Here is a 24,959-nt window from a genome sequence, read left to right as displayed (position 1 = left end):
GCTGGAGTCAGGTGCGATGCCCATGGGATGATCGCCGCTCAAGCGCGACCACCTGTGGAGAGTGTCAATGTCAATGCCGAGTCAATACGCTGCCGCCCTGCTGCTGGCGGTCATCGCCAGCCTGGCCGGAGTACCTGCCCAGGCCGCCCAACCCAAATCCACCGGCGAGGCACCGGCGCAGAAGGTCTCGATGCTGTCCGGCAAGTTCGTCTTCACCTTGCCCAAGGGCTTCACGGCAACGCCACTGCCCGCCGGCGAAGCAGCCCAGGGCACCGCTGGCGCGACAGGGACGATGTACAGCAACGCCACCAGCCGGACGGTGGTGATCGCCGCTGAAAACACCATTGCCGACGGTACGTCCGTGAAGGACAACGATGGCGCGTTTCTCGACACGACCATGGCCGGCTTCGCTGCCCAGCGCACCCAGGCCCTGCCGGACGCCAAGATCCTCAGCGAAAAAAGCCTGACCCAGAAAGGCAGCGGCCTGGGGTTGCGCCAACTCGACACCCGCGCCACCCAGGGCGGCGGGCCGACCCTCGACACCACCCTGCTGGGCGCCGCGGGCACCCGCGTGGCGGTGGTGCAGATCATCTCCCGCGCTAGTGACAAGGCCGGTCATGAGGCGCTGGTGAAACGGATCGCCAGTGGGCAGTGATGGGGCTGTGATTCCAGGAGACCGCGTCGCTCCGATCGCGAGCAGGCTCGCTCCCACAGGGGGATTGTGTACGGCGCGGAAGTGAAGCCCACCCCGATAAAAATGTGGGAGCGGGCTTGCTCGCGAAGACAATGGCACATTCAGTATGGATGCAAGCTGACACGACGCATTCGCGGGCAAGCCCGCTCCCACAGGGGATTGTGTACGGCGCGGAAGTGAAGCGCACCCCGATTAAAATGTGGGAGCGAGCTTGCTCGCGATGACGTCGGCACATCCAACCGGGTTTTCTAGGGATTGAGCCGTTCCAACCACGCCCGTAAGTCCTGCACTTCCTGCGCACTGATGTTGTGACCAAGCCCAAGGTAGGCATGGAATTCCGGCTCCAGCGCCAGGGTCTTCAGGAAGGAATCGGCCTCGGTGCCGTCATGGTAGGGAATGATCGGGTCTACCGTGCCATGGCCGATGAACACTGCCAGCGCCCGTCGCGACTCGTCAGGGGTCAGTTCGGAGCGCAGCACTGAGAGCACCCGCCCGCCCATCGCTGCGATGCCGCCCACCGCTTCGGGGTGTCGCAACGCCACTTCGTAGCTCATCATCGCGCCCTGGCTGAAACCCACCAGATATACGTTGGCCGGGTCGGTCGAGTATTTAGCCCGGGCCTTTTCGATGAAGTCCAACAGTAGCTGGCCGCTGGCCTTCAGGTCAGAGGGGTCACCGTCGTAGGCGCCCTCGCCGGCCTTGGCAAACCATTGGTAGTGCCCCGGCTCCATGGTTTTCGGTGCGCGCACCGAGAGGTAGTTATAGTGCTGGGGCAGCTCATCCTTGAGTGCGAACAGGTCCTGTTCGTTGCTGCCGGAACCGTGCAGGAAGATCACCAGCGGTCGGTTGCGGGCCTGCTCATCGGCCTGGGCCAGGTAGTTGAGCGGCAAGTCCGTTTGCAGTGACGGTTGCGCCTGCAACCCGGACGAAACCAGCAACAGAAACAGGGTGAGCGCTTTATACATCGGTCTTCCTCCATCGTTCGATAACCCCACGGCAGACACCGTGCCGGCGGTAGACAGCGGTTATCGGCGGTTGCTCAATTCTATCCGGCACTGCGCTATGATCAGCGGCGACCATCGACAAGCGAGTCAGACAGTGCGCTCATTACCACGGATTGGTATCGGCCTCAGGGCCCCTCATTATCAAGCGTTCCTGAACGGCCATCCCGCCGTTGACTGGCTTGAGGTGCATACAGAGAACTACCTGGGGCCGGGCGGCAAGGACCTGCATATTCTTCAACGCCTGGCGCAACGATATCCCATCAGCCTGCATGGTGTCGGCCTGGGGATCGGCTCGGTGCATGGTTTTTCCAGCGCCCATGTCGAACGCATACGACGCCTGGCGGCGCAGGTGCATCCATTCCTGGTTTCCGAGCACTTGAGCTGGGGGGCGATTGAAGGCCGGTGCCTCAACGACCTGCTGCCGCTCCCTTTGGTTGAAGCCTCGCTGGAGCTGGTCTGTGACCGGGTCGACCAGGTCCAGGATGCATTGGGCCAACAGTTGTTGCTGGAAAACATTTCTACCAGCCTGCGCTACCACGGCGATACCCTGGGCGAAGCCCAGTTCCTCGCCGAAGTGGTGAAACGCACCGGCAGCGCAGTGCTGCTCGACCTCAATAACCTTTACGTCAACCAGTGCAACCACGGTGAATGCGCCCTCGCCGCCCTGCAAGCCCTGGATGAATCGGCTGTCCGCGAATTTCACTTGGCAGGCCACAGCCAGGAAGAGGACTTGCTGATCGACGATCACGGCAGTGCGGTGGCGGAGCCGGTCTGGTCGCTGTATCGCAGCGCATTGCGCCGGTTTGGCCCGGTCCCGGTACTGGTCGAATGGGACACCCGCCTGCCGCCCCTGGGCGAACTGCTCGACCAGGTCGAGATCGCGCGAACGATCGCCCGGGAGGTGTTGCATGACACGTGAAGAACTGGCGGCGCTGCAACTCGGCTTTACCCGGGCGCTGGATGATTGTTCATCGCCCCCGGCCCTTCCACCGGGATGGTTAGAGACGGCAAGCGCGGGTAATCAGCGACGCTTCGCGCGTTATCGCAGCGGGCTCTGGCGGCACCAGGAGCAGTCGTTGGCCTTGACCTATCCCGTCATCAAGGCGCTGGTGGGCGATCCGTTCTTCCGCTCGCTCGCCTACGAGTATGGGCGGCGCTACCCATCGCAGCATCCCGACCTGGGCATGTTCGGCGAGCACCTGCCGAGTTTCCTCGAACACTATGGCCCCGTAGCGCCCTACCCTTACTTTGCGGCGGTGGCGTCGTTGGAGTGGGCCATTCATCTGGCCTCTGCCGCCCGCGACGCCACGCCACTTGATCCCCACGCACTGGCCGCAATGAGCAGCGCTGAGCTGGACAGCCAAAGGTTCACCCTGCCACCGAGCTGCAGGTTGCTGCCCTGCGAATGGCCGGTGGTCGCGATATGGTCTGCTCATCGCCAGCAGGGCCAGCCTCTACCCTCAGTGAACCGCCACGCCTGCACCGCCCTCGTCTATCGCAACGGCTGGAATGTCGAAGCACGCGAGGTCGAACACTGGGAAGCCGCCGCGCTGGAGCGCTTGGCGCAAGGCGCGACCCTGGGCGAAGCGTTGCTCGCCGCCCAGGCGTGTTACGGCGCGCAGGGTCAGGCGCACCTTGTCGACAGCGCGGCCCTACTCACCCGCTGGCTGAACGATGGTTTGCTGACTGCCGTCCCCTGAGCCCAGTCCACGCACCTGTATCGGTCACCTGTGTCCCCATGAACCCGTCCTGCTGGGGCCCAGGCCCCTGCTGTGAAAGGACGGGCAAATCCTGTTACATCTTGAAACATCTTATAAGCTTATATCGATTAGACATATCCTGACCGTGGACTACAAATAGAAAGCACCTTGCAAACTCGCACTAAAGCAATACATTTGATTTCGCGGTGAAGATACGACAGACCCATGGCTGTTTCGATAAACGAACGAGCGATGCAGTCGGTCAGGAACGGATTCCGAACAAGTTGCCCAAGGCGACCTGTACAAAAAGGGAGCGGTAAATGTATCGAACCAGTTACTCGAACGAATCAACTTTGCGCAAACGGCGCCAACGTATTGCAACCTTCCGCCTTGTCATTCCTGATTTCCTGCAAACGCAATGCCGGCACGCCGTGCCGATCAAGTTTGCTTGCCGCAGTACTGTCAAACCCTGATTGAATATCGATATTGCGCCGAACGTTGAATATGTATTTCCAGACGGACAGCCGTACGGCCCGTTCGCGTGCGTGATGGGCTTATAAAAATAAATAACTGTATAAAAACCTTGACCGGGAACTTGCGTGATGAATCTAAAGGATATTCTGGTAGCCACTGCGTTGGCCTCCATCAGCAGTGCTTCGCTGGCCGAGGTGGCCGCTGAGAAACCGGCAGAAACCGAGGTGTGCTACGGCGTAGCCAAGGCAGGCCACAACGATTGTTCCGACAGCAGTTGCCTGCATGACTGCTCGGAGATGAGCAAGGTCGACAACGATCCACGCGAGTGGGTCGCCGTGCCCAAAGGCACCTGCACACAGATGGGGGGCGTCGTCAAAGCCCAGCCAGACGCCTGCCCATTCGACGAACCGGCTGTTTCCGCAGCCGTTGACGTCGGGGCCGGGGAACGGCTCTTCAACGGGGGCGACCATACCCGCGGCATCGTCGCCTGCTCTACCTGCCATGGCACGGCTGGCGCATCTGAAAACGCCGAGTACCCCAAACTGGCAGGACAATTTGCCAAGTATGTGGAGACGCAACTGCGCGCCTTCCGTGATGCCTCGCGTCCATCACCTGTCATGGTGACGGTGGCCAAGTCCCTCAGTGACCAGGACATCGCCAATGTGGCGCAGTACCTGGTGCAATCTTCCGCGACTCCGTCTTCAGCCCCGGCACAGCCTCAACCAAACGTTGTTGCGGCCTCGACGGCAGTCATTCATCAAGAAACGAAATCGGGCACCGTGCCTAATTAAAACGATCGCTCATTTTCAATAACCCTTTCAGGCGCCCCTGAGTAGCGTAGATCATTACGCACTCGATAACAGCGCTTGGCCTGGTTATGTCCGAGGCAAAAAAATTGCAATCAATTTATGCAATACGAACACTTTCGCCTTTAAAAAAGTGCTGAAAAATAAATAAAACGGCACCTTGATTCGAAATAAATATTAAGTATTGTCAGTCTATGGACGCCGCCACTTGAAAGGGACGACAACAAATGTCAAGTAACATTGTGGATTATGACTTTGCTGACATTCAATTAAAGTCATTGATTGCCCATTCTTCCCAGGGCCAGCGTCTGACACCCTTGTTATCGCTGCGCTATGCTTTTCGAAGTGATGAGTTCTGGCGCGACCTGGATCATTGGAAAGATATTGACGCCGAGTTGTTCCTCAACCATCTGTGGCAGGAAAAAAACGCCATTACCAGCGTCGGCGCACTGGGTGCGCTGATCAAGAACAGGATCAGTGCCGCGTTCCTGAAAGACCTTGAGCAAGGTCATCAGATGGCGCCGATGTCTATCCGGCTGACGCCTTACATCCTCTCGCTGATCGACTGGGACAACCCCTACCTGGATCCGTTGCGGCGCCAGTTCCTGCCCCTGGCCTCGGAGATCTGCGTCGATCATCCCATGGTGAAACTCGACCCCATGGGCGAGCAGAATGACTCTCCGGCCCCGGGGCTGACCCACCGTTACCCCGATCGCGTGTTGTTCCTGGCCACCAACGTATGCCCGGTCTATTGCCGCTATTGCACCCGCAGCTACGCGGTGGGGCTGGACACCGATGCGGTGACCAAGACGAAGATCAACGCCCCCGGCGAGCGCTGGGAACCGGCCTTGCGCTACATAGAAGCCAACGCCAGCGTCGAGGACGTGGTGATCTCGGGCGGCGATGCCTATCGACTCAAGGCCCGGCAGATCACCGAGATCGGTGAACGACTGCTGGACGTTCCTCACGTACGGCGCATGCGCTTCGCCACGAAGGGGCTGGCTGTATTGCCGATGAAGATCCAGAGCGATCACGACTGGACCGATGCCATCTCACGCTTGTCGGACCGGGCGAGGAAGATGCACAAGTCGATTGCGATACACACGCACTTCAACCATCCGAACGAAATAACGGCGATCACCGCCAAAGCGTTGGGGATGCTCTATGAGCGTGGCGTCGAGGTCAGGAACCAGGCCGTCATCCTCAAAGGCGTCAATGACAACCCGCAGACCATGCACCGTCTGAACGAATGCCTCGCCTACTTGAACGTGCGTCCCTATTACTGCTTTCAGGGGGACATGATTCGTGGCGTCGAAGCACTCAGAACGAGCCTTGGCGATTCGATCGCCCTGGAGAAATCCACCCGTGGCCTGATTGCCGGGCACAACACCCCGCACTTCATCGTGGATCTGCCCGGCGGTGGCGGCAAGCGCGATATCCATAGCTTCGACTACTACGACCCCTACCTGGGTATCGCCGCCTATCGCGCGCCAGCCGTGAAGAAAGACCAGGTTTTTCTCTACTGCGACCCGCTCCACACCCTCACCGCGGATGCCCAAGCGCTCTGGACGAATCCGGCGACGCGGACACAACTGCTCGACGATGTCCTGAAATCCGTCAAATAAATGTTCAACCACCGTGAATGGAAGCATAGAAATGAGCGAAACCAACAAGATTGACTGGATCCACCATACGTCCTACGTCCACGCCATCGAGCAGTCCAAATCCACTGGCAAGCCGATCCTGATTTATTTCCATAGCCAATCCTGCGGTGGTTGTAACCGCTTGGTGGACAGTGTTTTCAACGACACCCAGCTTATCGGCGCGGTCAATGACTCAACGATTCCGGTATGGGTTGAAGTGGAAAACTCCAAACCCGATCCACGCATTTCCGAGTTGGTGGGAAGCCACATCTTCATCATGTCGCCGGTTCTGCAACTGATTTCCAGCGACGGGGACATCTACCATAAATTCCTCGGGGCACCGCTGCATACGCGACTCGACCTCGGGTACTGCCGCGTGCATCACGATGTCGAAGGTGACATCGACGCCAGCGAAACCGTTTCCCAACTGTCGGTCGGCCTGGCCAAGCAGGCCATGGCCAGCTTCAACTATTCCATCGCCGAATCGAAGTTGCGAAAAGCGCTGAACGCCAGCAATACGGCCAGCGTGGCGGTGCGCGAAGCGGCGTATTGGCTGCCTATCGTGCAGACCCGCGGACAGTACCCTGAAGACAGCATGTCCGAAGACGGTATCGCGCAGACCGCCATTGCCCGCGAAGTCCGGCGCTTCTGCAATACGCTGATCCAGGTGCCGGACCATGAGCTGATGGTCGACTGGCCGGGCGTCCAGGGCGAAGGTGGCTGGGCCCACTACACCGACTGCCTGCGTGAGTTGTGCCTGGGCATCTACCAGATGCTGCTGGATGTCGCGACCGATGCGGCGCAGAAACGCGCGGCACAAGGCCGCGGCCTGACTCGTGCGCAAATGATCATCCGCGATTGGCAGGTGTCCTTCCGGGACCTGCAGGCCAGCCTCATTGGCCTGAAGGGTCCTGAGTACGATCAACAGCATCTGCATCAGAACTACACCCTCGGCAAGCAGCGGACGATCCGCAACAACATCGTCCACTGCGTGATGGCCGAGTTCTGGGCCCACTCCCCTGCGATCCGTTCCACCCTGGAAGCCAGCCGGACGGGCATCCGCCACTCTGAAAACGTCAGCCCGGCGCTGGTCAACTGGAAGATCCATGGCCCGGCGCCCTATAACTTCGGCAGCATCCAGTCGTTGCTGACCCTCTGGGAAAAACGCCACCAGCAACTGGTGGAAGAGTTCTCGGGGATCACCGACGCCGAACTCGACGCCTCGCTGAACTGGTGGGAAGACTCGCCTGTCTCGGTGAAATTCCGTCTTTGCCGCTTGGGCTGGCACTTCCACGATCATGCCGCGGTTGTCGAAACCATCTGCCAGCGCATCGGCCATGAGCGCTCGGAAACCGAGCTGCTCGCCAAGCTCCTGTTCAACGCACTGGGCCGCGCCGAGGGTGAAATGGTCGGCCTGTCGCGAGACGAGCAACAAGCGCTTTTCGCCAGCGCCGCCCATCAGCTGAACACCCGCAGCGATGAGCTGGCCCGCGTCTACGAGGGCTACCTGAACAAGCGCGCCGACGCCGCCTACGTCACCACGCAGGTTCAGCCAGTGGCCGCGGCCGTGTAATGAAAAAATGCGGCGCGCCCTGCGCGCCGCTTCGAGGATAGAAAGCGTGATGAATATTCTGCAGCAGATGTTTGGCGACCAGACCGAGGTGTTCCTCGACACATGCTGGCCCAAGCGCTCATACGTCGCCGACGGTGCCATGAGCCGCTTTACGCAATTGTCGGCCCTGGAAGAATTCCAGGAAATCCGCGCGTTGTTCAAGGCCCTGCCAGGGCCCGTCGACCTGCTCTTTCCAGGTGGCAAGCGTATTACCGTGGCCAGGTCCGCCGATGCCCTGGCGCCGTACAACGATGGCGCCGCGATGGTTTACATAAAGGATCTGGAAGCGCTGCCCGCGATCTCCCTGGCCTGCGATGAACTGGCCAAGACACTCGACATCCCGCGGCACTATGTGAGCTGCGAGGCGTTCGCGGCCAACCATGGCGTGGAAGTGGCGACGCACTTCGATCATGAAACCAACTTCATGATCCAGATCAAAGGCGAAAAGACCTGGAGGTTTGCCGAAAACACTTCGCTGCCGGACCCCATCTACCCGTTTTTCCCGAATAACCCGAACCGCTTCTACCAGCAAGGCACGCATCCCTACACCGGCGCACAACTGCCGCGGACAATGCCCGAGGGCCACGAGGAGCGGCTGGTCAAGCCCGGGACCACAACCTTCATGCCCCGGGGCTACTGGCATGCCACGGTCGCCCATGAAGAGTCCTTTTCCATCGGCTTCGTGATCAACCCGCCAACGGTGGCCGACATCATTACCTACGCCCTGCTGGACCACTTACACGGGAATGAACGACTCAGGGCCCACCCGCTCGACACGCTGTCGGAGCCTGCACTCGCGCGCATCCTGAGCGACATCCAGAGCGGCCTGGACGAGGTCGCGAAGTTGTCCAGGACATTGCCGGCAGACGCCCTGCTGCAACGCTACAAGCAATCGAGAAAAGGGAACATTCGCACACTCACCGCCCTATGACCGCGTTCTTGATTGGAATCCGTACCATGCGCACTGCACACGCTCTGTTTGTAGGGATCACGGCGTTGATGCTCGTCAACGTGATCGATGGGCTCAAGGAAGTGTATTTCGGGATCCTGCTGCAACGGCTCGACAGTGTCATCGCGACATTCGTGTTGTTCGCCGTCGCCTGGCCGGTGTTCTTTTTCGGCTACATGGCCCGGAAACGCTCGACGCCTGCCCTGCTTGCCAGCCCTGCAAAAAAGGCTTCCGTGCGTCGGTGCCTGGTGATGTTGAACGTCAGTTCCGCCGCGCTCTGGATATCCTTTCTGCTGGCATTGAAATGGGTAGAGCCGGCCATCGTCAGTGCGCTGGTGGGCGGGGTCGGAATCATTTCGACGCTGGTGCTGAACAAGCTGTTGCGCCCCACGGCGATCATGATCCCGGCCGACTATATCGCCGCGCTTGTCATCGCATTGGCCAGCGTCTACCTGGGGTGGGTCTCGATGGACGGACGCACCGCCGTCAAGGAAGAGGTCGACAGCGGCCAGGTGCTGCTGGGCTACCTGATGATGCTGGTGTGCGGTGTCGCCATGGCCTTGACCAGTATTCTCTCGAAGGTCGTCGCGGATCATGGGGCGTCGAGCCACTATCTCTACGCCCATCGGTTCTACCTGTTGCTGGCGGTGACCGGCGTCTACACCTGTTTGAACCTGAGCAAGGTCGGCGCCGTCATCGATCATCTCGATGCCTTGGTCCTGTTGGCCTTCGTCGGCGTGATCCTGCCGTTGCTCTTGCTGCAAGAAGGGATAAAGCGCTGCGAGCCCGTGACCACGGAAGCCATCCTCGCGGCCGCCCCGTTGTTCACCATCATTTTTCAAACCGTTGATTCGAGACTGGCCTTTTCAGCGTTCAGTTTCGCCGGCGTGGTCCTCATCTGCCTGGCCGCGACCTACAACGGCTATTCCCACCTGAGTCGCCTTTCAGTCGAAGGAGTTAGAACATGAAATACGCGGTGATCGTCGATGCCTACTCGACCGGGGCAAGCCTGGCGGACGAACTCAAGTTGTATGGCATAACCTGCATCCATGTGCAAACATCCGCCGAAATACTCGAATATGACGTGGACAGCTACAGGCCGGGGGATTTCCAGCAGCGATTCGTCGCGACGCAAGACCTCAAGGCGCTGACCGATGCCTTGGCCGAATTCGACCCAATGTTCATCATTCCCGGATGCGAGTCCGGCGTGGAGCTGGCCGACCAGCTCAGCGAACTGATGGGCACGCCTGGCAATGGCACGGCGCTGTCAGCCTGCCGCCGGGACAAATGGCACATGGCCAAGCGGCTGCATCAGATGGGCATCCCGGCGGCCCGGGTCGCCTTGATCCATCAGATGAGTGAGGTCGAGACGGCGATCGAGACGATCGACGGCTGGCCGGTGGTCATCAAGCCGGTCAACAGCGCCGGGGCGGACGGTATCCATTTCTGCTACGAGACCGCGCAGGTGCGTCATGCGGTGGACAAGGAGCTGGGGCGCCTCAACGAAATGGGGCTCATCAACGACACCCTGCTGGCGATGGAGTACCTGGCTGGCCAACAGTACCTGGTGCAGGCAGTGTCCCTAGACGGTGAACATTTTGTCTTCGAGATTTGGCGCGACACTCGCAAGCCCGTGCCAGGCGCCGGGGTGGTCAACGACCGCGAGGTGCTGATCGACCTGCTCTCGGAGGAAGCGGCCCCCATCATCGCCTACGTTCACCAATGCCTGGATGCATTCGGCGTCGACATCGGCCCTTCGTTCCTGGAAGTGATGGTAACGAACAACGGTCCGATGCTGATCGAGTGGGCAGCCCGGATGATGGGAACCCAGGAGCTCAGCGCGATGACGCGCGTGCGCGGCGTCAACGCCGTCAATCTCTGCGCGGCCTGCTACGCCGACCCCGAGGTGTTCCATTCGATGCTGGAGAAAGTCAACCGGTCGAACGCGACGTGCGAAGTCATCGGGATGATCAACAGCGTTTCCGGCCAGGTGATCCATCGTCGTTGGCTTGACGAACTGAGCGCCAGGCCAAGTTTCTTCAAGATGATCAGGGCCCCGGAAATTGGCGCCAGCGTTGCGCCTACCATCGGGATCTCGACCAACTACGGCTTCATCTATCTGGTCCACGAAGACCCTGCGGTCACCTACACCGACTACCTGTGGATCCGGCAAAAAGAGGCCGAGGACACCGGTTTCTTCGACGTGCAACTCAGCCAGGCAGCGGTCGCGCAAGCCTGCTGACCTTGATCGGGATGGAGCAAGACTCAATGAAGCTATACGTGGATCATCAATGCACGTCGCCCTTTGCCATGTGCGCGTTCGTAGCGCTCAAGGAGTGCCGGTTCGATTTCGACCTGCACTACCTCGACCTTTCCCAGGGCGATCACCAGCGGCCGCCGTTCACCGGGATCTCGCTCACCCACCGCGTGCCGACGCTGGTGGATGGGGCGTTTTCGCTGGCTGAATCGTCCGCCATCGCCGAGTACCTGAACGACATTGCGCCGCAAGCCCGGCTGTTTCCGGTTGACGTTCAAGCCCGAGCCCAAGCCCGGCAAGTCCAGGCCTGGCTGAGAAGCGACTTCTTCAACCTGCGCGGCAACCGGCCCACCGAGACCATCTTCATCGCACCGTCACAGGAACCGCTGGGGCCATTGGCGGTGGCCGATGCCCGGCGACTGGTCGAGACCTTGTCCCATAGCCTGCGGGACGGCAAGGCATTTCTCTTCGACCAGTGGTGCATCGCCGACGTCGACGCCGCCGGCATGTTGAACAGGCTCATCTACAACGACGATCCGGTTCCCCAGACGTTGAAGGACTATGCGCTGCGGGCCTGGGATCGCGAGAGTGTCCATCATTGGCTGGATCTCGACCGACAGGGCAATACGACTTCCTCCGGGCGCTGAACCCGGAGAGCCAGGGGCGTCGATGCCCCCTCAACGCAAGAGTTGGAAAATGGAACTATTCAATACCCTGGGAAGGACCGTCGTCCCCTTCACGCCGATCGTTGAAAACCAGGTAGGCCTGTATGCCTGCGGCCCCACGGTCTACCACTATGCGCACATCGGGAACATGCGCACGTACATCTTCGAAGATGTGCTGGCCAAGACCCTGCGTCATCGCGGCTGGACGGTCAAGCACGTCATGAACATCACCGATGTCGGGCACCTGCAATCCGACGCCGACGCCGGCGACGACAAATTGATGGTGGGTGCCGCTCGCGAGAACAAGACCCCTTGGCAGATTGCTCAATTCTACGAAGACGCCTTTTTTCGCCACTGCGGCCTGTTGAACATCACCCGCCCGGACGTGGTGTGCCGGGCGACGCAGCATATCCCTGAAATCATCGCACTGATCGAACGCCTGCTGGAAAAAGGCGTGGCCTATGCAAGCGCCGGGAATGTCTATTTCAGCGTGGAAAAATTCCCGGCCTATCACGAACTCGGGCAACTGGTGCTGGACGAGCAACGCGCCACCGAACGCGTCAGTCACGACCCGTTGAAGCGCTCGCAAGCGGACTTCGCCTTATGGTTTTCGACCTCGAAGTTTCCGGGCCAGATCATGAAGTGGGAGTCTCCCTGGGGCGTGGGATTTCCCGGCTGGCACATCGAATGCTCGGCCATGGCCAGCAAGTACCTGGGTGACAGGATCGATATCCATTGCGGCGGTATCGATCATATCAACGTCCACCATTCCAACGAGATCGCGCAATCGGAATGCTGCTTCGGTCACCGTTGGGTCAACTACTGGTTCCACTGCGAGTTCCTCAATGTGGAGACAGAGAAAATGTCCAAGTCCAGCGGAGAATTCCTCACGGTGGACTCGCTGGTAAACAAAGGCTACGACCCCTGCGCGTTCCGCTTGCTGGTGCTGGGCTCGCATTATCGCAGCGCCCTGGCTTTTTCATGGGAAGCACTGGATGACGTCGCCACGGCCTTGCAAAAAGCTCGGCGACGGATCAGCAGCGCTCTGGAAAACAGCAGCCCTGTCGGCGAGGCTTTTTCGGCAACGCATGCCGCATCCTATCGAAGGTTCTTCGCTGCGCTGGAAAAGGACCTGCATACCCCCAGCGCCATGGCCGAGTTCTGGTGGGTGATCAAGTCCAATGAGCTGACTGAATCGGAACGCATCGACCTGCTGCGCAGTTTCAACGCGGTGCTGGACATCGGTTTGTTCGACGCCCAGGCCACTCGCCTGACATCGGAACAAAGCCAATTGATCGCCGCGCGTAACGTGGCCCGTAACGAAAGGAACTGGGCGGAATCGGATCGGATCAGGGACTTGCTGCTGGCCCAGGGCATCAGCCTCAGCGACCTGAAAGCCTGAACAGCCTCAGTCGCCATCACGAAGGATCGACATGTTGGATATCGAGCGTATCAGGCAACAGTTTCCGGTGTTCTCCCTGGCCTCGGCGCGCGACAGCGTGTTTCTCGACAGCGCCGCCGGCACCCAGATGTGCAAGCGTGCCCTTGCGGCCAGCGTCGAGGCCGCGATTGAACACAACGCCAACCTGGGCGGCCATTTCTCGACATCGGTCATGGCGCAAGACGCCATCGACCAGGCTCGGTGCGCAGCCGCCGCACTGGTCAATGCCCACTGTGCCGAGGAAATCGTGTTCGGCCAGAACATGACGACGCTGACGTTCCATCTCTCCCGTTGCCTGGGGCGAAGCCTTGGCAAAGGTGATGAGATTGTCCTGACCCAGTCCGACCATGAAGCCAATATTTCGCCCTGGCTCGAATTGGCCAAAGACCTTGAACTGAACGTTCGCTGGCTGCCGTTCGATCCCCTTGCCTACGGTTTCAGCATTGCCGACATGGACTCGATCATCACGGATCGGACCAAGGTCGTCGCGTTGAGCTATGCGAACAACGTCACCGGCACGATCAATGATGTCGCCGCGGTGGCCGCCCTGGCCAGGCGCAAAGGCGCGGTGGTCTATGTCGATGCGGTTCAGTTCGCACCCCATGGGGTGATCGATGTGCAGGCCCTGCAGTGTGACTTCCTGGTGTGTTCCTCGCACAAACTCCACGGCCCCCATCACGCGATCCTCTGGGGCCGCCTGGCCTTGCTCGAAAGGCTCATGCCCTACAAACCCCGGCCCACGGCCGATAAGCCACCCTATAAATTCGAAACCGGGAGCAAGAGCCGCGAGGCCATCGCCGGCATTCTCGGTGCCATCGAACACCTGGCCTGGATCGGCCGCGAGTTTGGCACGGGCGGCGAGCAGACGGGCAAGCGGCAGCAGATTGTCGCGGGGATGCACGCCATCATCGAATACGAGCAACGGCTGGTGCAGTCAGCCCTGGAGGGGTTGGGCAGCTTCAAAGGCGTTCATATCCACGGCTACCGCGCAGCCCAGGCACGGGAACGCCGGGTGCCGACCGTGGCCTTTACCCTGGCGTCGACACCCAGCGAGATGATTTCCCGGTACATGGCCGAACAAGGCATTCGTCTCTGGCACGGTCATCATTTCAGCCCGCAGACCGTTCGTGCCCTGGGCGTCGACGAGCATGACGGCGTGGCCAGGATCAGCCTCGCGCATTACACCTCTCAAGACGACGTTCAGCGTTTCCTGTCGGCCATGGATGACCTCGTTCGAATGCGGCGCTGAGCAAACGCCCGGCCAGCCGGGGGGCCCGTATCAGCAATCGCAACGCACGGCCTGGTCCGCCACTCGCTCCACCAGGCCGGTCAGGCGAAACCCTTCATCGAGCCAGCCCATGACGCCGCCGATCATTTCCTTGACCGGGTAACCCAAGGTCGCCAGGCGAACCGCCGCCTTGTTCGCCCCGTTGCAATGCGGGCCGGCGCAATACACCACGAACAGCGTGGTCTTGGGGTACGCCGCCAAGGCCTGGGCGGTGAGCGTGCGGGTCGGCAGGTTGATCGCCCCGGGCACATGCCCGCGCTCGTAGGCCGACGGTCCGCGGACGTCCACCAGGACAAAGTCGAGCTCGCCGGCCTGCTGGCTGGCGTGGACGTCGGAACAATCGGTTTCGAACGACAGGCGCCGGCGGAAATGCTCCAGGGCGATATCGGACGGGGCGGCAGGCACTTCGCGAACCAGGCTAGTCATCGTGTGTACTCCAAGGTGATGAGGGCATGGACAGACTTTATCCGCCCCTGGGTTACCGCTACAGTGGCGCATACGACACTCTCTGGGAATTTTCCGACAAATGCAGCCTACCTCCGGCCTGGTCGCGATCCTTGCCTACGACGGCTTGTGCACCTTCGAATTCGGCGTCGCCGTCGAGATTTTCGGGCTGGAACGTCCCGAGTTCGAGTTTCCCTGGTACGTGCACCGGATCGTCGCGGTGGATGACGGCCCGATGCGTGCCATGGGCGGCTTCCAGATCCTGGCCGATGGCGGCATGGAACTGCTCGACACGGCCCGGACCATTGTCGTGCCCGGTTGGCGCAGCCGCAGCGAACCGCCGTCCGAAGCGTTGCTGGAGGCGCTGCGCCGGGCCCACGCCCGTGGCGCACGGCTGCTGTCGATCTGTTCGGGGGCGTTCGTCCTGGCGGCGGCCGGCCTGCTCGATGGGCTCGGCGCCACCACTCACTGGCGCTACACCGACGAACTGGCCGAGCGCTTCCCCGCCATCCGGGTGGACCCGGACGTGTTGTACGTGGACTCCGGCCAGGTCATCACCTCGGCCGGCAGCGCCGCCGGCATCGATGCCTGCCTGCACCTGGTGGCACGGGACTATGGCGTCCAGGTCGCCAACACGGTGGCGCGGCGCTTGGTGATGTCACCGCAAAGGACCGGCGGACAGGCGCAGTTCATTCCTTCGCCGGTCAGCCGCACGCCTCGCAGCGACCTGTCGAGCGTCATGCAATGGGCCCGCGAGCGCCTGCACGAGCCCCTCGGCGTGCGCGAACTGGCCAGCCAGGCGGCCATGAGCGAGCGCACCTTCCTGCGCCATTTCACCCAGGCTTGCGGCGTGTCGCCCAAGGCCTGGCTGCAACACGAACGCCTGGCCCGCGCTCGCGAGCTGCTGGAAAGCACCGAAGACAACACCGACAACATCGCCCAGTTGTGTGGCTACCGTTCGGTGGAAAGCTTTCGCGTGGCGTTTCGCAGCGTGGTCGGGTTGGCGCCTTCGGTGTATCGGGAGCGGTTTGGGCGGGGATGAATGCAGTGGATTAGCAACAGTGCCCGCACAAACGATGGACAGCTTCAGGGCTTGCGCAACAAGTAAGTATCCATGATCCAGCCATGCGCCTGGCGAGCGGCCTTGCGGGTGCGTTCGATGTCGTCGGCCACCTCCCCCAGCCGCCCCTGGATCAGGATTTCGTCCGGCGTCCCGACATAAGCGCCCCAATAGACCTGCGTATCCGGATCGCTCACCCGGCGGTACGCGTCCTCGGCATCGAGCATCACCACCACGCTGGCGGCGTCGCTCACCTGCCCCGCCGCCAGGCGCCGCCCGGTGGTGATCTCCAGCGCGCCGCCAATGCTGTTCAGCGGCACGCGATGGCGAGCCGCAAGGGCCTGGACACTGCTGATGCCGGGGATTACTTCGAACTCGAAGGCACAACGACCCGCGTCGAGGATCGACTGCAGGATGCGCACCGTGCTGTCGTACAGCGAAGGGTCGCCCCACACCAGGAAGCCACCGCACTGCCCGTCTGACAACTCATCATTGATCAGCCGTTCGAAGGCGGCCTGTTTCGCGCGGTTGAGGTCTTCGACGCTGATCGGATAGTCCACCTCGCCACGCTGGCGCTCGGGACTGTCGGCGGTGACGAAGCGGTATGGGTGATCGACGATGTAGCGCCGGCAGATCTCATGACGCAAATCCAGCAATGTGCCCTTGGCCGGGCCCTTGTCCATGAGAAAGAACACGTCCACTCGGTTCAGGGCTTTGACGGCCTGCATGGTCAAGTGATCCGGATCGCCGGCACCGATGCCGATGACCAATAGCTGCTTCATGCTGACGTCTCCTGGCCAGGGCCCTGCGTGCGCCATCGCCAGACGCCATTGAAGCGCAACTCGACGGCGGACAGCGGTTCGATGTCGATCCGGTTGAAGGCGGCGCTACAGCCCAGGACATGGACCAGCGCCGCGCGAATCACAAAGGGATGAGTAACGGCCAGCACGTGCCCTGGCCGGGTTTCCAGGTTCGCCAGCCAGTCGCCGACCCGGCGGCACAAAGCGGCGACGGACTCACCGCCGTGGGGTGCCGCGTCAGGGTCGTCGAGCCAGGCTTGCACTGCGCGCGGCTCGTCCTTGAACAGCTCGTCGATGGACCGTCCGCGCCAGTTGCCCAAGTCGCAATCGGCCAGGGTCTCGGTCACCTCAGGCTCAAGGCCGAACAACGCGGCGGTCTGGCGCGCCCGCAACTCCGGTGCGCACAGCAGGTACCGAACGTGGCGGTAGTCATCGCCGACGCTGCGACGCTGTGCCAGCCAATCGGGGTCCAGCGGCTCATCCAGGCCGAAACGCGCGTGTTTCTGGGCGACGGTCCGGGCATGGCAAATCAGGGTCAGGCGAGTGGCTTGCACGCAGGAACTCCCACACATTCAAAAGCGGTTCATCGCCGGCATTTTCAGGTTTTTACTTGTACAGCACCTTATACGAAATCAAATAACCGAGACAAAATGGCGTTATTTCTTACACGACAAAAAGCATTGGCTGACATACCGAGTCACTTCGACCAAAGCCATGTCCTACGGCGCTTTCGCACCCCACTCGGTCATTTTAAACGGGACGTAAAAAGCGCTGGACATGTAGCACCAGCTACATAAATACTATTTTCAGGAGTTATGAAAGAAATCCAACACCCATCCCGGCAAGGAGCACGGATGCCGCCTCTCAGAGACCTGATCACCGATCCCGGCCTGGTGTTGACGCCGTCGGAACGCAAGGTCGTACGCGCCCTGCTCGACCACTACCCACGCAATGGCCTGGGGCCGATGTCGCGCCTGGCGGACCACGCTGGCGTCAGCGACCCGACCATCGTGCGGCTGGTGAAAAAGCTCGGTTTTGGTGGCTATGCCGAGTTCCAGGAGGCGTTGCTCAGTGACATGGACCACCGCCTGCGCTCCCCGCGCACGCTGTTGCAACCGCGGGCCAAATCGCAGCAAGGCGATACCTGGAGCCACTACCTGGCGGTCAGCCAACGCAACCTCAGCGACACCCAGGCCCTGACCCAACCCGAAGACGTGCGCATCCTGGTGCAGTGGCTGCTCGACAGCCGCCATCAGGTGCATTGCTTCGGCGGGCGCTTCAGCAGTTTCCTCGCCCACTACCTGCTCAACCATCTGCGCCTGCTGCGCGCCGGCTGTTTTGCCCTGGAGGACAACGCCCAACTGCCTGACCGGTTATTCGACGTCCAGCGCCAGGACGTGGTGCTGATCTTCGATTACCGGCGCTACCAGGCGCAGGCCCTGCGGGTGGCGAGCGCGGCCAAGGAACGGCATGCCCGGGTCGTGCTGTTCAGCGACGTCTACGCTTCGCCCTTGCGCGAGTTGGCCGACCTGATCATCAGCGCCCCGGTGGAATCGGTCTCGGCGTTCGACAGCCTGGTACCGGCGCTGGCCCAGGTCGAAGCCCTGGTCGCCTGCCTGACGCTGCAATGCCCCGACCTGGCCGAACGCCTGGACGGCATCGACGCCTTGCGCTCGGCATTCAACACGCACCTGTTGGAGGAAAAATAAGGATGTTCTCGCTCCCCCACCGTTCGCCCCGCGACCTGCCGTTCACCCGCGACCACACGGCCTTGCTGCTGGTGGACATGCAACGCGCCTGGCTCGAAGTGCAATTCGATGCCCACCTCGCCAGCCCCGAGGCCGAGTACTTCATGCGCCGCGCCCGCCAACAGGTGATCCCCAACCAACAACGCTTGCTCGCCACGATGCGGGCGGCGCGGCACAACGTGCTGCACACCCACATCGAAAGCCTCACCGCCGATGGCCGCGACCGCTCCCTGGACCACAAGCTGTCGGACATGCACCTGCCCAAGGGCAGCCCCGAGGCGCAGATCATCGCGGAGCTGGCCCCGCAGGAAAACGAGATCGTGCTGCCGAAGACGTCCTCCGGGGTCTTCAATTCCACCAACATCGACTACGTGCTGCGCAATCTGGAAACCCGCCACCTGATCGTCGCCGGCATCGTCACTGACCAATGCGTCGACATGGCGGTCCGCGACGCCGCCGACCGCGGTTACCTGGTCACGCTGGTGGAAGATGCCTGCGCCACGTACACCGAACAGCGCCACCTGGCCTGCCTGAACGCGATCAAGGGTTATTGCTGGATCACCGACACCGCCACCGTGCTCGCTCGCTTGCAGGAGATGCAGCCATGAGTCGCCCCGATACGGCGCCACGCCTGTTACCGCTGCCCCTGACGACACTGGTGAGCACCGACCTGATCGGCGTGACCCGCGGGCGTTCGCTGCCCAGCGACGAGCTGGCCCACTATGTCAGTGCCGGGTGTGGCTGGGTGCCGGCCAACAGTGCGTTGACACCCCAGGACATCATCGCGTCAAGCAACCCTTGGGGCGCCCATGGCGACCTGCGGCTGATACCGGACCTGTCCAGCCGGGTGACCGTCGACAATGGCCCCGACAGCGCCGCGCCGGCCCTGGACTTCATCCACTGCGACGTGCGCGAGACCGACGGCCGGCCCTGGGGCGCCTGCCCGCGCACGCTGCTGCAGGACGAAGTGGAGCGTTACCGCACCGGACTGGGGATGCAGGTTTTCGCCGCGTTCGAACATGAGTTCAACCTGAGCGCCACGCCCGCCCTGCCTGATCGCCTGGCCTTCAGCCTCCAGGCCCAGCGCCAGCAGGCCGGGTTCGCCGGCTGGCTGCTCAGTGCGCTGCGGGCCGGCGGTGTCGAACCGGAGATGTTCCTGCCCGAATACGGCAAGCACCAGTACGAGATCACCTGCCGCCCGACCCTCGGGGTGGCCGCTGCCGATCGCGCGGTGAACGTGCGGGAAATCAGCCGGGAGATCGCCCGGCAGATGGGCCTGGACCTGAGTTTCGCGCCCAAGACCGGGGAACACGCCATTTGCAACGGCGTGCACCTGCACCTGAGCCTGCAGGACTTGAGCGGCGACCCGATGCTGCACGACGCCGCCAGCGCCAACGGCCTGTCCAGCCTCGGCCAGCACTGGGCCGCTGGCGTGCTGCACTATCTGCCGGCGCTGTGCGCCCTGACCGCGCCGACCCCGGTGTCCTACGAACGCCTGCAACCCCATCACTGGAGCGCCTCCTATGCCTGCCTGGGACAGCGCAATCGCGAGGCGGCATTGCGCATCTGCCCCACGGTGAGCCTGGGGGGCAAGTCGGTGGCGAGCCAGTACAACCTCGAGTTCCGCGCCATGGACGCCACCGCCTCACCACACCTGGCGATGGCCGCCGTGTTGATCGCCGGACGACTGGGCATCGAACAGCGCCTGCCGCTGAACGCGGTGACCGATGAAATACCCGATGAGCTGGATGAAGCACAGCGGCGCGAACGTGGCATTATCGCCCTGCCAACGACCCTGGCCCAGGCACTGGATTGCCTGCGTCACAGCGGGGCGCTGCTTCAAGCCCTGCCCCGCCCGCTGGTCGAAACCTATCTCGCCTTGAAGGCCCAGGAGCTGGCCTTGACCGAGGCGCTGTCACCTGCCGAGCGTTGTGAGCACTATGCGCGAATCTATTGAGTGTGCCGAGTCGGGGCTCTACACCGAGCCGGCCTACCGGTTGCTGCGGGAAGACTCCGAACACCCGCTGGTGCTGGTGTGCGAACACGCCAGCCGCTTCATTCCCCCGGCCCTGAACGACCTGGGCCTGGATGAAACCGCCTCCCACGAACACATCGCCTGGGACATCGGTGCCCTGGCCCTGGCCGAACGCTTGTCCGAGACCCTCGGCGCGACGCTGCTGTCGGCCCGCTATTCGCGCCTGCTGATCGACCTGAACCGCCCGCTGCACGTGGCCGACAGCATCCCGCCACAAAGCGAGATCTACCAGGTTCCGGGTAACCAGTCCCTCGACGACGCCACCCGCGCCTACCGCCAGCAGTGCCTGTTCCATCCGTTCCACGATTGCTTGCGCGCGCTGATCGACCGCCGCCTGGCCGACAACCGCCCCGTGCGGGTGGTGGGCATTCACAGTTTCACCCCGGTGTTCTACGGCCAGCCACGCGCATTGGAAGCGGGCGTACTGTTCGGTGAAGCCCGGGACTATGCCCAGCGCATCGTCGACGGGCTGACCCGCCATTCCCTGCGGGCGGCCGGTAACCAACCCTACAAGATCAACCCGTTGACCGACATGACGGTTCCGGTGCACGGCGATGGACGCGGCCTGGATTCGGTGTTGATCGAGGTGCGCAACGACTTGCTGCGCAGCCCCGAAGCGGTACGCACCTGGAGTGCATACCTGGCCCCGCTGCTCTAGGCGGCACAGCGGCAAGCCAGCACAACCTACACAGCTGAAAAGGAGAACGGCTCATGAGTATCGAGGCATTTGGCTACAAACAGGAGTTGAAACGCAGCCTGTCACTCACCGACCTGGTGGTGTACGGGATGATCTTCATGATCCCCATCGCGCCGTTTGGCGTGTATGGCTACGTGAATGCCGAGGCGCCGGGGATGGTGCCGCTGGCGTACATCATCGGCATGGTGGCGATGCTGTTCACCGCGTTGAGCTACGGCAGCATGGCCAGGGCCTTTCCGGTGGCTGGCTCGGTCTATTCCTACGCGCAAAGAGGCCTCAACCCACACGTCGGTTTCATCGCCGGCTGGCTGATGTTGCTGGACTACCTGCTGATCCCGCCGCTGCTGTACGTGTACGCGGCGATGGCGCTGAATCACTTGTACCCGCAGATCCCCAAGGTTGGTTTCATCCTCGCGTTCCTGCTCAGTGCGACCTTCGTCAACCTGCGGGGCATTACCTTCACCGCACGGATGAACATCCTGTTCCTGCTGGCCCAACTGGTGGTGCTGGGGATCTTCCTGTCGTACGCCTGGACAGCCCTGCACGGTGGCGCCGGCAACGGCCAATTGACCCTGGCGCCGCTGTACAGCCCCGAACACTTCAACTTCGCCCTGCTGATGCAGGCCGTGTCCATCGCGGTGTTGTCGTTCCTGGGCTTCGACGCCATTTCCACCCTGGCCGAGGAAATCAAGCACGAGCCGGGCCGCAGCATTGGCAAGGCGGCGCTGGTGACCCTACTGGTGATGGGGGCGATCTTCGTGGTGCAGACCTGGATCGCCACCGACCTGGCGGCCGGCATGGGCTTCAAGTCCGCCGACACCGCGTTTTATGAAATCGCCGAGCTGGCGGCCGGCAGTTGGCTGGCCACCTTGACCGCTGTCGCCACGGCCCTGGCCTGGGGCGTCGCGGTGGCGATCACCTCGCAGGCAGCGGTATCGCGCCTGCTGTTCGGCATGGCCCGGGACGGCCAGTTGCCCAAAGTGTTGGCCAAGGTTCATCCAAGGCACAACACCCCGTACGTGAGCATCTACCTGGTCGCGCTGCTGTCGCTGCTGATCTGCTACCTGTTCATCGACGCCGTGGACACCCTCACCTCCCTGGTCAATTTCGGCGCCCTGAGTGGCTTCATGTTGCTGCACATCACCGTGATCAACCACTACTGGCGACGCCAGCGCTCGGGCCAGTTCATCCGCCACCTGGTCTGCCCGCTGGTAGGCTTCGCGATCGTCGCGGCCATCATGTACAACATGGGCGTCGGGGCGCAGAAGCTCGGCCTGATCTGGATTGCCGTCGGCGTGATCTATCTGTGTGCGTTGAACCGATTCGGCGGGCGCACGACCCTGCCCGATCCGGCCGGCCAATGAGGGGCGGCGGTCGAAGGGTTCGACCGCCGGTGATGACAATGCGTGGACATCGACAGTGATCGTCAGCCCGGTGCCAGGCACCGGGCCCTCTGGAACAGGAGTGCAATCCATGCTGGCTTTACGTCCAGTGCAACTTAGCGATCTGCCGCAACTGCAGCAGTTGGCCCGGGACAGCCTGGTGGGCGTCACGTCGCTGCCAGACGACACCGAGCGCCTGCGGGAGAAAATCCTCGCCTCGTGCGCCTCGTTCGAGGCCGATGTGCAAAAGGCCGGCGGGGAGAGTTACTGTTTCGTCCTGCAAGACCTCGATGCCGGACGTCTGGTGGGCTGCTCGGAAGTGCTCGCCAGCACCGGCTGCAACGAATCGTTCTACAGTTTGCGCAACCGGCCGTTTTCCAGCGAATCCCGGGAGCTGAACATCCAGCACGGGGTCCCGGCGCTGTCGCTGTGCCAGGACCTCAATGGCCAGACGCTGCTGCGCAGCTTTCACATCGACGCCGAGCGCGTGCGTACACCGGCCTCGGAGCTGTTGTCCCGGGCCCGGCTGATGTTCATCGCCGCCCACCCCCAGCGCTTTGCCGAAGGCGTGATCACCGAAATCGTCGGCTTCAGCAGCGAGGACGGCCAGTCGCCGTTCTGGGACGCCATCGGCCAACACTTCTTCGACCTGCCCTACGTCGAAGCCGAACGCCTGTGTGGTTTGCAAAGCCGCACCTTCCTCGCCGAACTGATGCCGCAATACCCGATCTACGTGCCGATGCTGCCGCCCGCGGCCCAGGCGTGTATCGGCCGGGTCCATCCCGACGGCCAGGACGCTTTCGACATCCTGGCGCGCGAGGGTTTCGAAACCAATAGCTACGTGGACCTCTTCGACGGCGGACCGACACTGCATGCGCGCATCGCGAACATCCGCTCCATCACCCAGAGCCGGCTTGCCATCGCCAGCCATTGCTCGCAGATTGACGCCAGGGGCCGGTACCTGGTGAGCAACGAAGGGCTCGGCAACTACCGCGCCGTCGTCGCCGAACTGGATGTGAAGCCGCAAGGCCCGGTGGCCCTGTCGCCGGACCTGCTGGCCGCCCTGGGCGTCGCGCCAGGCGACCCGATCCGGGTGGTGGCCCTATGAACCTCCCGCATCGGCACCGGAACCGACACGACGAAGGAGCAGCATCATGATTGTCCGCCCGGTCGCCCTCACCGACCTGCCTGCGCTGCTGGACCTGGCCCGTTGCGCGGGCCCCGGTTTCACCAGCCTGCCGGCCAACGAAGAGCGCCTGGCCCATCGCGTGCGCTGGGCCCAGCGCACCTTCGCCGGGCAAGTGGAACGCGCCGACGCCGATTACCTGTTCGTGCTCGAAGACGATGACCGCCAGGTCGTGGGCATCAGCGCCCTGACCGGCGCCGTGGGACTGCGCGAGCCCTGGTACAACTACCGGGTCGGGGTAACCGTCAGTTCGGCACCGGAACTGGGCATCCAGCGGCAGATCCCGACGCTGTTCCTGAACAACGAGATGACCGGGCAATCGGAAATCTGCTCGTTGTTCCTGCACCCCGAGCAACGTCATGGCCACAACGGGCGCCTGCTGTCCCTGGCGCGGTTGCTGTTCGTGGCCGAGTTTTCCCAGCTGTTCGGGGAAAAACTGATCGCCGAGCTGCGTGGCCATGCCGACGAACAGGGCTGCTCGCCGTTCTGGGACAGCCTGGGACGGCACTTTTTCCGCAGGGACTTCAGCTATGCAGACCAGTTGTCCGGCATGGGCAACAAATCGTTCATCGCCGAGCTGATGCCACGCCAACCGCTGTACACCTGCCTGCTCACCGAACAGGCCCAGGCGGTGATCGGCAAGGCCCATCCAAACAGCGAGCCGGCCATGCGGATTCTCAATGCCGAAGGCTTCAGCCATAAGGGCTACATCGACATTTTCGACGCAGGCCCCGTGATCGAAGCGCCGGTGGCGAAGATCCGCACCGTGCGCGACAGCCAGTCGCTGACCCTGGCCGTGGGCGCACCGGACGAACAGTCGCCGGTGTGGCTGATCCATAACCGACGCCTGGAAAACTGCCGTGTCACCAGCGCCCGGGCCCACCAGCACGGCCACAGCCTGCTCGTCGACCGTCTCACCGCCAAGCGCCTGCAAGTGCAACCCGGCGACACTGTGCGCGCCGTGGCACTCCTCAAGCAGGGGCAACAGGCAGTGGCGGCGTAGCCTCGCCTCGTACGCCGGCGCGTGCCGCGCCGCGCGAGGCCTGTTTTGCATCGCCCTCGCGCGTCGATCCA

Annotated in this window: 24 protein-coding genes; 20 read left to right on the top strand and 4 right to left on the bottom strand. The window is 62.3% G+C overall.

Annotated features, from left to right (window positions below):
* Positions 1–67: 67 nt before the first annotated feature.
* Complete coding sequence (locus AD664_RS22360) at positions 68–655, top strand: hypothetical protein (RefSeq protein ID WP_053149847.1); 588 nt, start codon at positions 68–70, stop codon at positions 653–655.
* A 287-nt stretch (positions 656–942) separates the two neighbouring features.
* On the opposite strand, the gene AD664_RS22355 is transcribed toward AD664_RS22360, so the two are convergent.
* Positions 943–1,659: an alpha/beta hydrolase gene (locus tag AD664_RS22355; protein WP_053149844.1), complete on the bottom strand. Its 717-nt coding sequence runs from the start codon at positions 1,657–1,659 to the stop codon at positions 943–945.
* A gap of 133 nt (positions 1,660–1,792) precedes the next feature.
* Between AD664_RS22355 and AD664_RS22350 the strand changes: the two genes are divergently transcribed.
* The 11 genes from AD664_RS22350 (at position 1,793) to AD664_RS22300 (ending at position 14,494) form a co-directional block, all read left to right on the top strand.
* Complete coding sequence (locus tag AD664_RS22350) at positions 1,793–2,617, top strand: DUF692 domain-containing protein (protein ID WP_157061593.1); 825 nt, start codon at positions 1,793–1,795, stop codon at positions 2,615–2,617.
* Positions 2,607–3,398 carry a DNA-binding domain-containing protein gene (locus tag AD664_RS22345; protein ID WP_083454238.1) on the top strand — a complete coding sequence of 264 codons (792 nt, stop codon included), beginning with the start codon at positions 2,607–2,609 and terminating at the stop codon, positions 3,396–3,398. Before AD664_RS22350 ends, AD664_RS22345 begins: the two co-directional genes overlap by 11 nt.
* A gap of 602 nt (positions 3,399–4,000) precedes the next feature.
* The gene (locus AD664_RS22340; RefSeq protein ID WP_053149835.1) at positions 4,001–4,663 is read left to right on the top strand and encodes a DUF2282 domain-containing protein; all 663 of its coding nucleotides are present in this window, start codon (positions 4,001–4,003) and stop codon (positions 4,661–4,663) included.
* A 242-nt stretch (positions 4,664–4,905) separates the two neighbouring features.
* Positions 4,906–6,303, top strand: a complete 1,398-nt coding sequence (locus AD664_RS22335) for a KamA family radical SAM protein (protein ID WP_053149830.1) — start codon at positions 4,906–4,908, stop codon at positions 6,301–6,303.
* A 31-nt stretch (positions 6,304–6,334) separates the two neighbouring features.
* Positions 6,335–7,894, top strand: a complete 1,560-nt coding sequence (locus AD664_RS22330; protein ID WP_053149827.1) for a thioredoxin family protein — start codon at positions 6,335–6,337, stop codon at positions 7,892–7,894.
* Positions 7,895–7,943: 49 nt separating this feature from the next.
* Positions 7,944–8,864, top strand: a complete 921-nt coding sequence (locus AD664_RS22325) for a JmjC domain-containing protein (RefSeq protein ID WP_053149824.1) — start codon at positions 7,944–7,946, stop codon at positions 8,862–8,864.
* 26 nt (positions 8,865–8,890) lie between these two features.
* On the top strand, positions 8,891–9,850 hold the full coding sequence (locus AD664_RS22320; protein WP_053149821.1) for an EamA family transporter: 960 nt from the start codon (positions 8,891–8,893) through the stop codon (positions 9,848–9,850).
* A complete protein-coding gene (locus tag AD664_RS22315; protein WP_053149817.1) occupies positions 9,847–11,124 on the top strand; it encodes an ATP-grasp domain-containing protein in 1,278 nt (425 codons plus the stop codon). The genes AD664_RS22320 and AD664_RS22315 overlap by 4 nt, the downstream gene beginning before the upstream one ends.
* 11 nt (positions 11,125–11,135) lie before the next feature.
* Positions 11,136–11,786, top strand: coding sequence for a glutathione transferase (gene yfcF, locus AD664_RS22310; RefSeq protein ID WP_053149814.1), 651 nt, complete (start codon positions 11,136–11,138; stop codon positions 11,784–11,786).
* 49 nt (positions 11,787–11,835) lie between these two features.
* Positions 11,836–13,206: a cysteine--tRNA ligase gene (gene cysS, locus AD664_RS22305; RefSeq protein WP_053149811.1), complete on the top strand. Its 1,371-nt coding sequence runs from the start codon at positions 11,836–11,838 to the stop codon at positions 13,204–13,206.
* 31 nt (positions 13,207–13,237) lie between these two features.
* Entirely contained in the window at positions 13,238–14,494 is a 1,257-nt protein-coding gene (locus AD664_RS22300; protein ID WP_256207130.1) for a cysteine desulfurase-like protein, read from the top strand.
* A 30-nt stretch (positions 14,495–14,524) separates the two neighbouring features.
* On the opposite strand, the gene AD664_RS22295 is transcribed toward AD664_RS22300, so the two are convergent.
* Positions 14,525–14,959, bottom strand: a complete 435-nt coding sequence (locus tag AD664_RS22295; RefSeq protein WP_053149807.1) for a rhodanese-like domain-containing protein — start codon at positions 14,957–14,959, stop codon at positions 14,525–14,527.
* A gap of 100 nt (positions 14,960–15,059) precedes the next feature.
* On the opposite strand from AD664_RS22295, the gene ftrA reads away from it, so the two are divergent.
* Positions 15,060–16,019 (top strand): transcriptional regulator FtrA, encoded by a 960-nt coding sequence (gene ftrA / locus AD664_RS22290; RefSeq protein WP_042729691.1) that lies wholly within the window; start codon positions 15,060–15,062, stop codon positions 16,017–16,019.
* Positions 16,020–16,063: 44 nt separating this feature from the next.
* Here ftrA and cobF read toward each other — a convergent pair whose 3' ends face one another.
* Complete coding sequence (gene cobF / locus AD664_RS22285) at positions 16,064–16,819, bottom strand: precorrin-6A synthase (deacetylating) (RefSeq protein ID WP_053149804.1); 756 nt, start codon at positions 16,817–16,819, stop codon at positions 16,064–16,066.
* A complete protein-coding gene (locus AD664_RS22280; RefSeq protein WP_053149802.1) occupies positions 16,816–17,391 on the bottom strand; it encodes a histidine phosphatase family protein in 576 nt (191 codons plus the stop codon). The genes cobF and AD664_RS22280 overlap by 4 nt, the downstream gene beginning before the upstream one ends.
* Positions 17,392–17,691: 300 nt before the next feature.
* On the opposite strand from AD664_RS22280, the gene AD664_RS22275 reads away from it, so the two are divergent.
* The 7 genes from AD664_RS22275 to astA all read left to right on the top strand — a co-directional run bounded on the left by AD664_RS22275 (position 17,692) and on the right by astA (position 24,888).
* A complete protein-coding gene (locus AD664_RS22275; RefSeq protein ID WP_053149794.1) occupies positions 17,692–18,546 on the top strand; it encodes a MurR/RpiR family transcriptional regulator in 855 nt (284 codons plus the stop codon).
* A gap of 2 nt (positions 18,547–18,548) precedes the next feature.
* Entirely contained in the window at positions 18,549–19,193 is a 645-nt protein-coding gene (locus AD664_RS22270; protein WP_053149791.1) for a cysteine hydrolase family protein, read from the top strand.
* The gene (locus AD664_RS22265; protein ID WP_053149788.1) at positions 19,190–20,542 is read left to right on the top strand and encodes a glutamine synthetase family protein; all 1,353 of its coding nucleotides are present in this window, start codon (positions 19,190–19,192) and stop codon (positions 20,540–20,542) included. The genes AD664_RS22270 and AD664_RS22265 overlap by 4 nt, the downstream gene beginning before the upstream one ends.
* Complete coding sequence (locus tag AD664_RS22260) at positions 20,526–21,278, top strand: N-formylglutamate amidohydrolase (protein ID WP_047739170.1); 753 nt, start codon at positions 20,526–20,528, stop codon at positions 21,276–21,278. Before AD664_RS22265 ends, AD664_RS22260 begins: the two co-directional genes overlap by 17 nt.
* 53 nt (positions 21,279–21,331) lie before the next feature.
* Positions 21,332–22,681 carry an APC family permease gene (locus AD664_RS22255; RefSeq protein WP_053149786.1) on the top strand — a complete coding sequence of 450 codons (1,350 nt, stop codon included), beginning with the start codon at positions 21,332–21,334 and terminating at the stop codon, positions 22,679–22,681.
* A 109-nt stretch (positions 22,682–22,790) separates the two neighbouring features.
* Positions 22,791–23,807, top strand: a complete 1,017-nt coding sequence (locus AD664_RS22250) for an arginine N-succinyltransferase (RefSeq protein WP_053149784.1) — start codon at positions 22,791–22,793, stop codon at positions 23,805–23,807.
* 46 nt (positions 23,808–23,853) lie between these two features.
* A complete protein-coding gene (astA, locus tag AD664_RS22245) occupies positions 23,854–24,888 on the top strand; it encodes an arginine N-succinyltransferase (RefSeq protein ID WP_053149782.1) in 1,035 nt (344 codons plus the stop codon).
* Positions 24,889–24,959 lie beyond the last annotated feature (71 nt).

Source organism: Pseudomonas sp. P97.38 (assembly GCF_001269745.1).
Lineage (GTDB): Bacteria > Pseudomonadota > Gammaproteobacteria > Pseudomonadales > Pseudomonadaceae > Aquipseudomonas > Aquipseudomonas chlororaphis_E.
This window is presented reverse-complemented; position numbering and strand designations above follow the sequence as displayed.